General features: G+C 60.8%; 11 protein-coding genes. 6 read left to right on the forward strand and 5 right to left on the reverse strand.

Going from position 1 to position 13,217, the window contains the following annotated elements; translation table 11 throughout:
- Positions 1-17: 17 nt before the first annotated feature.
- The gene (locus IH944_06590; GenBank protein MCH7904221.1) at positions 18-2,006 is read right to left on the reverse strand and encodes a hypothetical protein; all 1,989 of its coding nucleotides are present in this window, start codon (positions 2,004-2,006) and stop codon (positions 18-20) included.
- On the opposite strand from IH944_06590, the gene IH944_06595 reads away from it, so the two are divergent.
- The 3 genes from IH944_06595 to IH944_06605 are packed head-to-tail and all read left to right on the forward strand — an operon-like array spanning position 1,972 to position 4,861.
- On the forward strand, positions 1,972-3,189 hold the full coding sequence (locus IH944_06595) for a prolyl oligopeptidase family serine peptidase (GenBank protein MCH7904222.1): 1,218 nt from the start codon (positions 1,972-1,974) through the stop codon (positions 3,187-3,189). The two genes, IH944_06590 and IH944_06595, sit on opposite strands and share 35 nt — an antisense overlap.
- 32 nt (positions 3,190-3,221) lie before the next feature.
- Positions 3,222-3,986 (forward strand): GNAT family N-acetyltransferase, encoded by a 765-nt coding sequence (locus IH944_06600; GenBank protein ID MCH7904223.1) that lies wholly within the window; start codon positions 3,222-3,224, stop codon positions 3,984-3,986.
- 29 nt (positions 3,987-4,015) lie between these two features.
- Positions 4,016-4,861: a type II secretion system protein gene (locus IH944_06605; protein MCH7904224.1), complete on the forward strand. Its 846-nt coding sequence runs from the start codon at positions 4,016-4,018 to the stop codon at positions 4,859-4,861.
- A 77-nt stretch (positions 4,862-4,938) separates the two neighbouring features.
- Here IH944_06605 and IH944_06610 read toward each other — a convergent pair whose 3' ends face one another.
- A complete protein-coding gene (locus IH944_06610; GenBank protein ID MCH7904225.1) occupies positions 4,939-5,262 on the reverse strand; it encodes a hypothetical protein in 324 nt (107 codons plus the stop codon).
- Positions 5,263-5,289: 27 nt separating this feature from the next.
- A complete protein-coding gene (locus IH944_06615; GenBank protein ID MCH7904226.1) occupies positions 5,290-6,261 on the reverse strand; it encodes a hypothetical protein in 972 nt (323 codons plus the stop codon).
- A 148-nt stretch (positions 6,262-6,409) separates the two neighbouring features.
- On the opposite strand from IH944_06615, the gene IH944_06620 reads away from it, so the two are divergent.
- Positions 6,410-7,360: a lactate/malate dehydrogenase family protein gene (locus IH944_06620; protein MCH7904227.1), complete on the forward strand. Its 951-nt coding sequence runs from the start codon at positions 6,410-6,412 to the stop codon at positions 7,358-7,360.
- Positions 7,361-7,585: 225 nt separating this feature from the next.
- Here IH944_06620 and IH944_06625 read toward each other — a convergent pair whose 3' ends face one another.
- Positions 7,586-9,478, reverse strand: coding sequence for an SBBP repeat-containing protein (locus IH944_06625; protein ID MCH7904228.1), 1,893 nt, complete (start codon positions 9,476-9,478; stop codon positions 7,586-7,588).
- A gap of 129 nt (positions 9,479-9,607) precedes the next feature.
- On the reverse strand, positions 9,608-11,428 hold the full coding sequence (locus tag IH944_06630; protein ID MCH7904229.1) for an SBBP repeat-containing protein: 1,821 nt from the start codon (positions 11,426-11,428) through the stop codon (positions 9,608-9,610).
- A 221-nt stretch (positions 11,429-11,649) separates the two neighbouring features.
- On the opposite strand from IH944_06630, the gene IH944_06635 reads away from it, so the two are divergent.
- Together IH944_06635 and IH944_06640 are read left to right on the forward strand one after the other, a co-directional pair.
- Positions 11,650-12,570 carry an IS1595 family transposase gene (locus IH944_06635; GenBank protein MCH7904230.1) on the forward strand — a complete coding sequence of 307 codons (921 nt, stop codon included), beginning with the start codon at positions 11,650-11,652 and terminating at the stop codon, positions 12,568-12,570.
- A 135-nt stretch (positions 12,571-12,705) separates the two neighbouring features.
- Positions 12,706-13,155: a hypothetical protein gene (locus IH944_06640; GenBank protein ID MCH7904231.1), complete on the forward strand. Its 450-nt coding sequence runs from the start codon at positions 12,706-12,708 to the stop codon at positions 13,153-13,155.
- The last annotated feature ends 62 nt before the right edge of the window (positions 13,156-13,217 follow it).

Consider the following 13,217-nt stretch of genomic DNA (forward strand, 5'->3'; position numbering starts at 1 on the left):
GGCTAATTCTGACACGGCTACTTGTCCCAGAAAACGCCTAGCTGGCTTTCGGCGGGCGTCGGCGCCCGATCGGTCCAACTCGCCGTCTTTACGCCGTTGCGCGCCCACGGTGTCCCGTCGGGGTATGTGTCTACGCCGGACATGTCGATGAATACGCCGAGGCATAGCGCCCGCTCTCGGATGCTGCCCTTGGTCGCGGCGTTCGCCTTGCCCAGCGTCGTACCGCGCGACTCGTAGACGTCGTCGCCCGCTGCGTCATAGAAGATGCCGATTCCGTTAGCATTGCCAGCGCCAAGGCTGAGGTTCGGCGCTCGATACGTGTCGTTGCCGCCGCGGTCGATCAGATACCCGGTGCCGAAGTCGTGGCCAGCCCCCTGCGCCATGTTCATGACTGCGATGTATTCGTCGGCCCCTGCCTTATCCTCCAGGTACCCGAGCCCGAAGTGCGCCGAGGCGCCCTGCACGTACCACATCCCGTAGTATTTGTCGTCCCCCGCGTCGTCCCAGAGCATGCCGAGCGCCTGCCAGTACCCGGTGCCTTGGCCGAAGACGGCGCACGAATAACTGTCCGATCCCTTAATGTCGTAGAGCAACCCCACCCCGCCGCTCAAGCTGTGCCCCGTCAGGTAGTCGGATCGAACCCCAAACCCAGCGCCCTGGGCCATGCTGAAGTTGTGCTCTGCGGACTGTGCGGAGGGCATGTCGATGACCGTGTCGTTCGCGACGTAAGTGTCGTCGCCTGCCCGGTCGATCACAGCGCCAAAGCCGGCAGTCAGGCCCACCCCCTGCACCTGCATAAAGCCTGAGTACGAGTCGTCTCCGGCCAAGTCCTCCAGAACCCCGACGCCGAATCGGCCGAACCCCTGTGCGCTGGTGTACGCGTCATAGACGTCGTTCCCGTCCATGTCGATCAACATCGACGCGCCGAACACGGCTGAACCTAATCCGGTACGGTGCGTCCTGTACAGGTCGTCGCCGAGCGAATCGACCAGGAACGTGACCCCGAACGCCGCCGCGCCCGGTCCGAGTTCGCGCTGGCCGTCCTTTCGGCCGTCCCAGTCGGGAACGGCGATCTGTTTCAGCGCCAAATCGGAGAGGTAGCTGTCGGATCCGTGGGTGTCGATGACGACCGACAGCCAGTTGGTGCTCGACGCGTTCGACGGAACGTTCAAGTACGTGTCGCTTCCTCCTGTATCGATGAGGAGCAGCGTCGGATTGTCTTCGTGCATGGAGTCGTCGCCGCCTGTCAGCACGATCTCGCCCCAGACCGTACTGACGCGGTATCCGTACGATTCGGAGGCCGATACAACTTGGGCCTTTGACTGCGCCTTCTGCACGGCCGCCGCCAAGTCCTGAGACGCCGCGAGCAGGTACTTCATTTCCACTGTCCGGTAGAGGTCGACGAGCGCCTTGTACGCCTGCGGGTCGGCCTCTGCCTCTACCGCCAGCACCCGGCTGTACTCCAGCGCGATGTCATCGATGTCGCTGAACGACGCTCGGCGGTACTTGATCGCGTCAAGCGCGACCTCTAACACGAGAGCGGCCGCGGATCGAACTTCGAACGGAACGTCGTCGGCCGACGGGATGGCGCCGACGATCAGCCCTTGGGCTTTCATCTTCGTCAGGGCTGCGCGCAGGGGTTTTTCGACCTTGATCCTCTCCTCAGCCTGCGCGATCGGATTGCCCAGAAGACTCCTTCGGCTGCCTAGGCCGATCATCCGACTGGCAGTGCTGAGAGTGGCTGCTGGGTCGCCTGCCGTTACCTTCAAGGCTCGACGGTACATGCCCAAGTAAAAAGGCGTCCGCCACGGCTCGGTGTGACAAACTCGGTACAGCGGCGTCGCGAACTCCCCTTGGGCGTAGATCGCCAACATTTCGGGATCGAACACGGCGGTGTTGGCGGTGAGCCCAGCCGCGCCGAGCGCGATTGCGAAGTCGTTGTCTAAAATGGTTGGGGCCTGAACTGCTGAAATGCCAACGGTTGCAATAAGAATCAAGTTTGTCATCGCGCTTTCTCTTTGCGTAGGGGGCTTCTGCATGACTTTGGCTCAGACCGCGTCGATACTGCAAGCTCCGCCGCAGATTCAGTTCGACGGCTGGCGCGAGACGGAGCGTCGCGAGTTCTACAGGCGGTACGAACTCTCCTTTCCCAGCCCGTACGACACACCGTACCCAAGGAACAACATCGTCAAGCTCTCGATCACGATGCCGACGGATTCGCCGGGTCCCGTGCCGGTCGTGATCCTGCTGCACTACTGGGGCGCTTCGAGCGCCACCGTGGAGGATGTGCTGTCGCGCAACTTGGCGGAGCGCGGCGTAGCAAGCGTGCTGATGCCGCTGCCGTACCACCTCACCCGGACCCCGCCCGGTACGCTCTCTGGCGAGCTTGCAGTCCAGGCCGACCCGGAGGCACTGAGGAAGACGATGACTCAGAGCGTTCAGGACGTACGGAGAACGATAGACTGGATTGCGACCAGACCTGAGTTCGATTCAACCAAGGTAGGGGTCAACGGCACAAGCTTGGGAGCGATGGTCGCCGCGCTGGCCTTCGCTGTCGACAGCCGGATTTCGGCGAGCTGCTATGTTCTGGGAGGCGCTGATCTCGCCCATATTCTGTGGAACAGTTCGCGAGTCGTCTCGCAGCGCGAGCGGCTCCGAAAGCTCGGGTACACGGAGGCGAGGATGCGAGAGGAGCTGAAGGAGGTTGAGCCGCTCAACTACCTCGATCCGTCCGATTCGCGTCCGAGCTTCGTCATCGCAGCGCGCTACGATACCGTGATCCCGCCCGTCGACAGCGAAAAGCTCATCGCGGCGCTGGGCAACTCGCAGGAGCTCTGGTTGAACACGGGGCATTACGGCGGCGTGTTGGTGGGGCCGAAGATCTCGCGAACCGTCGCTCGCTACTTCCAGACGACGTTCAACGGTCAGAAATTTGTAGCCCCGACCGTCTTCTATTCGCCGACCATTCGATTCGGTCTGCACACCAATGACGAAACCGGGGTTCAGGTCATAGCAGGGTTGGACGTGTGGCGTCTCCGAGCTGCGGGCAAGACGTTCGCGTCTGTGCTGGTGACGCCCAAAGGAGTACTGGGGTACATCGGACACACGGTCAGCCGGGAGCTGTCGATCGGCATCACGATTACTCGCAGAAGGACTACATGGGGGGTGTTGTGGAGCGTCGTACTTTAGCCGACCCATCTCTCGAAGAGGCGCGCGGTATCGTGATTCACACGTATCTGCGGCTTGCGCTGGCTGTGCCTGGCACCTTCGCAGACCGTCGCCAAAACGCGACGGTTGTGCGCGGTCCAGAGGGGCTTGGGTTCTGCAACTTTGCAATCGGGCTGAACTTCGACGACGATGCGGGGCCGGGACTGGATGCGTTAGTGGCTGAGGCACGGAGCAAGCGGGCGTTCAACATATTCGCGATGACGGGCGACCGGCCGACGGATCTTCGGCAGGAGCTAGAGGCGCGGGGTCTGGCTGTTCGGCAGTGGCTCGTGACCATGCATTGCGCAGGCACGGAATCCGTGACAGCCATCCCCACCGTGCAAGCGGTACAGGCGTCGGTTCGGCGCGAGGTGGCCGACTTTATGGTTCGTCAGTTCTTCCATCAGGCATCGGAGGCGGTCCAGGGCACGCTAGCCCAGGCAACAGCCGGCTCGGATCTGGAATTGCGATATATCGAGGATCGATCGGGGATCGCTGCGGCCTACATGCTCGCACCTGGCCGGACGGGATTTGGGCTGTACAACCTATGCGTCAGGAGCGACCGCAGAGGCCAAGGGTTAGGTGCCAGCCTAGCCCAGCAAGTAGCAGGACAGCTCGCGGCAAAGGGGATGCGAACTTACCTTCAGTGCGAGGAGTCGCTCGTGAGCTGGTACGAGCCGCTCGGGTTCAAACCTCTTGGTGAAGTTGTCGCGCTCGCCTTTGCAGGAACAAAGCAGGATGATATACTGCTGCATAGATCACGGAGTACGGACCGTTGAGCAAGAGTCGAGCCTTCACACTGATCGAGATGCTCGTCGTCATAGCCATCGTGGCGATACTGGCGGCGGTGCTTTTCCCCGTCTTCAGCCGCGCCCGCGACCAGGCGAAGGCGACGGTCTGCCTCAGCAACTTCAAGCAGGTCAGCACCAGCGTGCTGCTGTACCAGGTCGATTACGACGACCGCTACGTTCCTGCGAAGTACTCGACCGACGCAAACGCCGATTCGAGCACAGACCGCACCTGGGTACAGCTGATACTTCCGTACGGCAAGAGCTTTGCCCTCTTCAAGTGTCCGGGCGACTTCTCTGTTCGACCGACGAATGAGAGCCTCTTCAACGCTGACGCCCTTCCAAACGATTCGTACGCTCGGTATTACCGCGCTTCGATGCGATCGAACCTCGGCTACAACTACCTGTATTTTGCTCCGTTGTTCACAGCTCGCTCGAGAATTCCCTATTCCGTTACTCGATCGACATGGGAGGTCCAAGACCCGTCCGGCATGCTCGTTTTCGGTGATTCAGTTCATTCGATCGATTCTTCCGGCAAGCCGGTTGGCGGCGGCAGCTACCTGATCGTTCCGCCGTGCAGGTACGCCAACGCCGAAAACGGCACCGTCGATACGTTCCTGTTGGACTCCATTCCGAATACAGACTTGTACACGGGGAGCCTGGATTGGGGTCCGATCGGCAACGGCGTCGCCGCAGTGGCCAGCGGCGGTCTTTGGCCGTGGCACAGCGACCGGTTGACGACCGTATATGCGGACGGCCACGCCAGGCGCATCACCCTGGACCAAGCGGCGGAAGGATGCGAGGCGTTGCCGATGTGGGCCGGACTCATCTCCGACCGATCGAAGTATCGCTGGGACTTCGACTAGTCTCACCTGCGACCCCAAAAATTCACGACAGGCGAAACACCAGAGGCGGCGCTTCGCCTGTCGTCGGTCGTATGGGACTACTTGCCTTCTACAAGTGCCTTGACCTTCTCGCGGAACGGTATGAAGATCGTCGGCGTGTAGCCGATGTGGATGAACGCCACGTTGCCCTCGCGGTCTAGCACCACCCAGTGCGGAATTCCGCCGACGCCATAGGCGTCATTGTTCGACTGGCCGCCAAAGACCATCGACCAAGGTTCGCCCTTGTCGGCGCGGAAGTTCGCCATTTCAGCGAACTCTTCCTCTTCGGAGATCTCTCTCTTCGCGCCTACGTATCCGTAGTACTGGGTCACGGCGACCATTTCGAGTCCTTTGTCGTGGAAGTCAGCGTACAGCTGCTTCAGGTCCGGAACGGACCTCTGACAGAACCCTCACCAGTGCGCCGTGAAGTCGATGATGACGACCTTGCCCTTCCAGGCATCCAGGCTCTTGAAGTCGCCGTACTGCCGGTCGAAGTCCAGCGCGGTCGCCGGCGAGCCGATCATCTCGGTCTGCATGATCGCAGAATTGGCGCGGCGCACAGAGGCGTTCGACGGATCACGGTCCTTGACGAACTCCTTCAAGACAGAAAGAGCCTCGTCCTTGCGTCCCGCATCTTCCAACAGCCCTGACTTTTTGTTCGCGGCGGAATAGATCAGGCCGACTCTACGGTTCTTGGCGCTACTGACCAGCATTGCGGTGATCTGCTTGTCCGTCATCTCGCTGCCGTCGCGGTTCCTGGTGCCGCGCGCTTTGAAAGAGTCGAACGAGCGCTTCGCGTACTCCTCTGGATCTTCGAACTTGGCCAGGGCCATAGCGTCGTCAATCGCCTTGAGAGCGGCCTCGATGCCCATTTTCTCGGCGATGGTATCGGCGTAAAACCGCACGACGCTCCCCAAATGCCCTTGGCTCTCAATTGTCGTCGCTGGGGCGTACGTCGCCAGCATCTCGACCAGCATGTCCGCGTCACCAAGCGAATTGCAGGCCCTCATCGCCATGCCCTGGGCAATCGACTTGTCCTCTCGGCTCGGATTACTCTCTAGGAACCTCAAGCAGAGGTCGCAGATCTCCTGGTGCATGCCGGCAAAGGAGAACACCGACGCCCACGACAGGGCTAGATCGAGATCGACGTTCGCCGGGTCGACCCCTTTGGCCGCCTTGAGCGCCATAGCCTTAGTCTCAGCGTTTATGGCGGCCATATCGGCCCGCTGTCCAGCAGAACGAGCCTCATCCATGCGTTGCGTCCTGTGGGCGACGATCGCATCCATGATGTCCTTGGGATTCTTCTCTTGCGCAAAGGACACCGCGGTGCTGACGACCAGCGTCAGGCAAGCGACAGTGCGGAAGAAGTATTTCACGGTCATATTCACCTCGTGCCCGGACGTTACCCTTTCGTAGCGCTTGCCGACGTTGGACGAGAGCGCACGGGCGGAGGCCGATTGTCGGAGATACCGATGCGATCCCGGCTAAACTGGTGCCCCTACAGCTTCAACGGAGAACCAACAACACATCATGAAAGTCAGCATCATCGGAGGCGGCGGGCGCGTAGGATCGGACGCGGCGTACGCCCTACAACTCGGCGGCATCGTCACCCACATCGCCCTCGTCGACGTCAACCAGGACATGGCTGCGGGCGAGGCGCTCGACCTGCGCCACGGCGCGTCGTTCACGGCCAACCAGACGTTCACCAGCGGCGGCTACGAGGAGTGCGAGGGCAGCGACTGCGTCGTCATCACAGCAGGGCTTCGCAGAAAGCCCGACGAGAGCCGGCTCGACCTCATCAACCGCAACGTCGGCCTATTCACGGGCATCCTCGAATCATTGAAGGAAGTCAAGCTCGCCGACGTCGCGACGATCCTCGTGGTCAGCAACCCGGTCGACATCCTCACGCACCTCACGGTCAAGAGCGGCCTGCTCCCGCAGAGCCAGATCATGGGCCTCGGAACGGTGCTCGACACGGCGCGGTTCCGCAGCCTGATCGCCGACCACTTCAAGGTCGGAGCGAAGGACGTCAACGCGGTCATCCTCGGCGAGCACGGCGACTCGATGGTGCCGATCTGGTCCGGCGCGACGATCAACGGCGTGGCGATCTCCTCGATCCCCGGCTGGAGCGACTCCTCCGCCGACGAGCTTTTCGAGACGACCAAGAAGTCCGGCGCGACAGTCATCAGGCAGAAGGGCGGCGCGGGCCGCGCGGTCGGCATCGCGATCAAAGAGGTCGTCGAAGGCATCGCGCTCGACGACGGCCGCCTGCTCCCCGTGAGCAGCGCGCAGACCGGCACGATGGGCATCAGCGACATCTCGCTCTCGCTGCCGACCGTGGTGGGCCGAGCGGGCGTGGTCGCGGTCTGGGAGCCGAAGGTCAGCGACGCCGAAAGAGAAGCCCTCATGAAGAGCGCCGCCGCGCTCAAGGAGACGTTCGCCATCGTCGAAGAGTCGACCTTTGGGAGTGCGCGGGCTTGACCGCCCTCTCCGTTGCGTCGGCTTGACGACGCGTGTTCGGATTGGTCCGGGTTAGTTCGGGTTGGTTCGGGTTGGTTCGGGTTTGACCTTTGACCCTTAACCATTTCTCTGCCAACCGCCAACTGCCAACTGCCGACTGCCAGCTGCCGACTGCCGACTGCCAACTGTCTTCGGATTGGTTCGGGTTCGTGCAGGGGGAGCGCTTTAGTGGTGCGGGCTCCACGGTCAAGGCACGATCGTCCACACTGTCTGATCGAAGCTGATCAGCCACGGGTATGAGAGCACGATGCCGGCTTCCTTGTAGCTGATCTTGGCTCTCATCTGCTTCGTTCCTGCTTCGACGAACCGCGCCGGGTCTGTCGTGATGCTCACCTCCACGATCGAGTCCACCGTCGTCGCGATCATGAAGTCGACCTGCTCGTACGAGTTCGTGTCGTAGTTCCACAGCTCGATCCACTGTCCGATGTTGTTGATCTCCGCGTGGGCCTCCAAACGGAATCGAAGCTCGGTCGGCGTCTCAGTCGGAGAAGTGCCAGTGACGATGAGCTGCACCTGTCGCTCAGATTGGTTCAGCGTGATCCCTGGCAGCACCGTCATCCAGCTGTCGTCGCTCGCGAGCAGGTCGCTCAGCCCGCCGCCGGTCAGAATCCCGCGGAACAGCGAGAAACTGTCGGGTAAGACCTCGACCGTCTGAGAGTACTTGATCGTCGCGTAGTCGTAGTTCGTGCCTGAGCCCCACGACCAACCGGTTACATACACGTTGCCCGGGCCGTCCACAGCAACGGCCTCGGCACGGTCATAACCGATGCCTGAACCGTCGTAGCGCATCGACCAAAGCCGGTTGCCGTCCGTGTCGTACTTCAACGTCAAGTAATCGAGGCTCGTACCGAAGCCACTCGAGAAGCCGGTCACGTACATGTTGCCTGAGCTATCCAGAGCAAGCGCAGCGGCACCGTCCGAACCGTTGGCTGGGCCGTTGTAGCGCCTTTCCCAGACAAGGTTGCCGTTCGTGTCGTATTTAAGGGTCGCGACGTCGGTGCGCGTGCCGGAGCCCACCGACCAGCCGGTCACATATACGTTGCCAGCTTCGTCAACAGCAAGCGCATTGGATTGATCGACATCGTTGGCCGGACCGTTGTAGCGCAGTGCCCAAACCAGGTTGCCGTTCGCGTTATACTTCACCGTCGCATAGTCGATGTCTGTGCCGACGCCCCAAGAAGATCCGGTCACATAGACGCTTCCGGCCTCGTCAACAGCAAGTGCGGTAGGGACATCGATGTAGTTGGCCGGGCCGTCGTACCGCCGTACCCAAAGCTGGTTTCCGTTTGTGTCGTATTTGAGGGTCGCGTAGTCGAAGTTCGTGGCGCCCCCCCATGATTGGCCGGTTACATAGACGTTGCCGACGTCGTCGACAGCAATTGCAGTAGCGATATCGCCATTATCGTTGGACGGGCCGTTGTACCGTCGTACCCAGAGGAGGTTGCCATTCGTGTCGTATTTCAGCGTCGCGTAGTCGACACCCGTGCCACCGCCCGAAGAGCTACCGGTCACGTACACGTTGCCAGCGCTGTCCACGGCAAGCGCGTATGCTTGGTCGCCACTTCGGTCTGCGCGGCTGTAGCGGCTTAGCCAGAGCAGGTTGCCGTCCGTGTCGTACTTCAATGTCGCGTATAGCTTGTACCCGTTGGAGGCGGTTGAGGCTCCGGTCACATACACGTTGCCTGCGTCGTCCACGGCAAGCGCACGGGCGATATCGAGTCTGTTGCCTGGGCCGCTGTACCGCCTCTCCCAGAGCTCGTTGCCCACCGTGTCGTACTTCAACGTCGCGTAGTCGTTGCCAGTGCCGGAGCCGTCCGATTCGCCGGTCACATACACGTTGCCTGCCCTGTCCACAGCAAGCGCTCTGGCGACATCCCGATCGTTACCCGGGCCGTTGTAGCGACGGACCCACTCCTCCTGCACTTGGCCGAAAGTCGCGCTCGTCACCGCGAGTGCGACGGCGGTGCACGCGATCCTCACAAATGATTTCCGAGCGCGTATTGCCGACCGTCGCCCGGCTTCATACTGCGCCCTCGTCGCTTCTCGCCATCTGTCTGTTGCGTTTTGGCCGTCAAACATGATTACGGCTTCCTTACAGCAGCTCAAGGCCGCAGATACATCATGACACAGTGCTTCGTCAGAGGATGCCAGTAATTTCACCGGCACGAGCGAGGCGAATTGCTAGCCACGCGATTGCCGGTTGGTCGTCTACGGGACGATAGCCCACACCGTCTGGTCGAAGCTGATCAGCCACGGGAATGAGAGTACAATCCCGGCTTCTTTGTAGCTGATCTTCGCCTTCATCTCCTTCGTGCCCGCCTGTACGAACCGGCCCGGATCGACCGTGATGCTCACCTCGACTATCGAGTCAGTCGTCGTCGCGATCATGAAGTCGACCTCTTCCCACGAACTCGTGTCGTAGTTCCACAGCTCTATCCACTGCCCGATGTTGTTGATCTCGGCGTGGGCCTCCACTCTGATCCGAAGCTCGCTCGGCGTTTCAGTCGGAGCTGTACCGACGACGATGAGCTGCACCTGGCGCTCCGCTTGGTTCAGCGTGATCCCCGGCAGCACAGTCATCCAGCTGTCGTCGCTGGCGAGCAGGTCGCTCAGCCCGCCGCCGGTCAACATCCCGCGGAACACGGAGAAGCTGTCCGGCAAGATCGTCTGCGTCTGGCTGTATTTTATCGTCGCGTAGTCCGTGCCCGTGCCGGAGCCCGTCGATTCGCCAGTTACATACACGTTGCCGGCACTGTCCAAAGCAAGCGCATGCGCCCTGTCAGAACCGTTGCCCGGACCGTTGTAGCGCATTTCCCAAAGCACGTTTCCGCTCGGGTCGTACTTGAGCGTCACGTAGTCGTCGTCAATTCCAGGGACCGGCGAATAGCCGTTCACATACACACAGGATTCGGTGTCGATTTCAATGTCAGCGCCTTGATAGGTAACGAAGCCCGGGCCGTCGGACCGCCTATCCCAGAGTTGATTGCCGTTCGAGTCGTACTTCACGGTCGCGTAGTCCCAGCCTTTGTCGGGTGCCCACGTCAGGCCGATCACATAGACGTTGCCTGCGTTGTCGACAGCAAGTGCGGAGGCACGATCCGCATAGTCGGCCCTGTTGTAGCGGCTTGCCCAAAGCAGGTTTCCGTCCGGGTCGTACTTCAGCGTCGCGTAGTCTAAATCCGTACCCGAGCCAGTCGATTCGCCGGTAACATACACGTTGCCCGCGCTGTCCACTGCAATGTGAGAGGCGATATCCCATGCTCCTCCCGAGCCGGCGTAGCGCCTAGCCCAGAGCAGGTTTCCGTCCGTGTCGTACTTCAACGTTGCGTAGTCCCGTCCAGGGTAGGAGCCCGTGCCCCCGGTCACGTACACGTTGCCTGCGCTGTCCAGTGCAAGCGCAAAGGCGGCATCCGAACCGCTGCCGCCGCCATTGTAGCGACTTTCCCAGAGCAGGATGCCGTCCGTGTCGTACTTCAACGTTGCGTAGTCGTGCCCCGTGCCGGAGCCCACCGAGTTGCCAGTCACATACACGTTGCCTTCGCTGTCCACTGCAATCGCCCGGGCTTGATCGGTACTGCTTCCCGGGCCGTTATAGCGTCTTGTCCAAAGCAAATTGCCGTCCGAGTCGTACTTCAACGTCGCGTAGTCTCTGAGCGTGCTATGTGAGCCGTACGAATCTCCGGTCACATACACGTTGCCCGCGCTGTCCACGGCAAGCGCATTGGCGAAATCGGGTCTGTTGCTTGCGCCGCCGTATGAGCCGTCGTAGCGCCGTTCCCAGAGTTGATTGCCGTCCGAGTCGTACTTCAGCGTCGCGTAGTCCAAGTGCGTGCCGGAGCCCACCGAGCTGCCGGTCACATAGACGTTGCCGGCGCTGTCAACTGCAATCACAGAAGCAGTATCCGAACCGTTGGCGGCGCCGTTGTATCGCGCGACCCACTCCTCCTGCACTTGGCCGTAAGCCGCGCTCGTCACGCCGAAAACCGTGGCGATGCAGAATAACTTTCTTGCGACAGTGACAGTACGCACTTCATCCCTCCAAGCTCGTCAGCGATCGGCGCCGCACGCGCGCGACCGTCACGCTCCCATTGGCAACAACACAGTTGGCCATCGTCCCTCTGGTACCGTTCCACAGTACCGAACCTCTAAAATACCACAGACAGCAACGGTCCGGATTCGGATGCGCCCCGCCCACCCGGTATATTTACGTGTTTATATACTTGTGACACAATCTGTGCTATACTAGGGGCGTGGCCGACCTTCTAGCACTACCCAAGAGCCTGATGGACGCGATGGCGAAGTTCTCGAATGAGGACTATGCTTTCGAGTACGTCAAGGCTAAACGATGGCCGAACGGCGTCATCTGTCCAAGGTGCGGCACTATGGAGCCGTCCTTCGTCAAGTCTCGCAAGATATGGCGTTGCCACGGTTGCAAGAAGCAGTTCAGCATCCGACTTGGCACCATATTCGAGGACAGTCCGATACCGTTGGGCAAATGGCTCTCTGGCGTTTGGCTAATGGCGAACGCTAAGAACGGTGTTAGTTCCTGCGAGGTCGCCAGGAGCCTTGAGATCACGCAAAAGTCAGCATGGCACCTGGTTCACCGGATCAGGCTCGCAATGGAGGCAGAGCCGCCCTTTCGTCTATTGGAGGGCACGGTAGAAGCCGATGAGACCTTCGTTGGGGGCAAGCTGGACAGGCGGAGGCACAAGGCGGGCAGAGACAAGTTTGGCGACTGGGCCCACAAGACGCCAGTGATGGGCGTCCTCGAAAGGGGCGGAGAGGTGCGGGCCATGACGATCCCGCGCTCAAGTGCGCCCCAACTCACTCGCACCGTCCGACGCCACGTGTCGCCAGGATCGAACCTCTATACAGACGCGCACGCAGGCTACTACTGGCTCAAGACGGACTACCTGCACGAGACTGTAAACCATTTGGATGAGTGGGCGCGTGGTGCCGTCCACACCAACAATATCGAGTGCTTCTGGAGCCTGTTCAAGCGGAGCATCAGAGGCACATGGGTTCGCCCTAGCCGCAAGCACATGGATCGGTACGCCGTAGACCAAGCTTTCCGCTGGAACCTCAGAGAGACAGACGACCCTGGCCGCTTCGCTGAGCTGTCTGGCCGTGTGTTTGATCGTCGGCTGACATGGCAGGACTTGGTTCGCTAGGCCATCTGGCGCGAATGCTCGCCGCGTCTTGCCTATCGTCCAGGTTCGAATCCGTCGTTCGCACGGTATAAATACCTATTCTCGTCTATACATTGCCGTCTGTCCAACTCTTACCATGCAATAATAACAGGAACGATGAGCGTTCGGAAGCAGATCGAGAGGCTTGTAGCCAAGAAGAAAAAGGAGCTAGTCTCCTGGGAGGAACGGCTTGCGTCTTTCCACGCCGAGATTGCCCGCCTTAAGGGACAGATCGAGGGCCAAGAGGAACTCCTCCAATTGTTGCCCAGGGACTTGCCCCGCACCAAGGATAAGGTAACACTGAAGCCGGGCAGCGTCATGGCGAGGGCGCACACCTATCTCAGGGGCAGGGGCTCCCCAGCCCACGTCAGGGAGATCATCCAGGGCATCGGCGATGAAGAGACCCCCAAGTCCGTTCGAGTGGTCGCCAGCCAGCTCAATTCCTACTTCAAGGAGGGACGCTACTTCACGCGGCCACTGCCCAACACGTTTGGGCTACGAGAATTTTCCCTAGACGATCAACAGGAGCAGTCGTCCAATGGGAAGCCGGACGGAGGTCCGGCTTGAAGGTGTGGGGTCGTGCTTAGACCCGCCGGTTTCCCCGGTCACGGTCTGAGGGTTCCATGGCC

This window comes from Armatimonadota bacterium (genome assembly GCA_022563855.1).
Classification (GTDB): Bacteria; Armatimonadota; Fimbriimonadia; order Fimbriimonadales; family Fimbriimonadaceae; genus JADFMN01.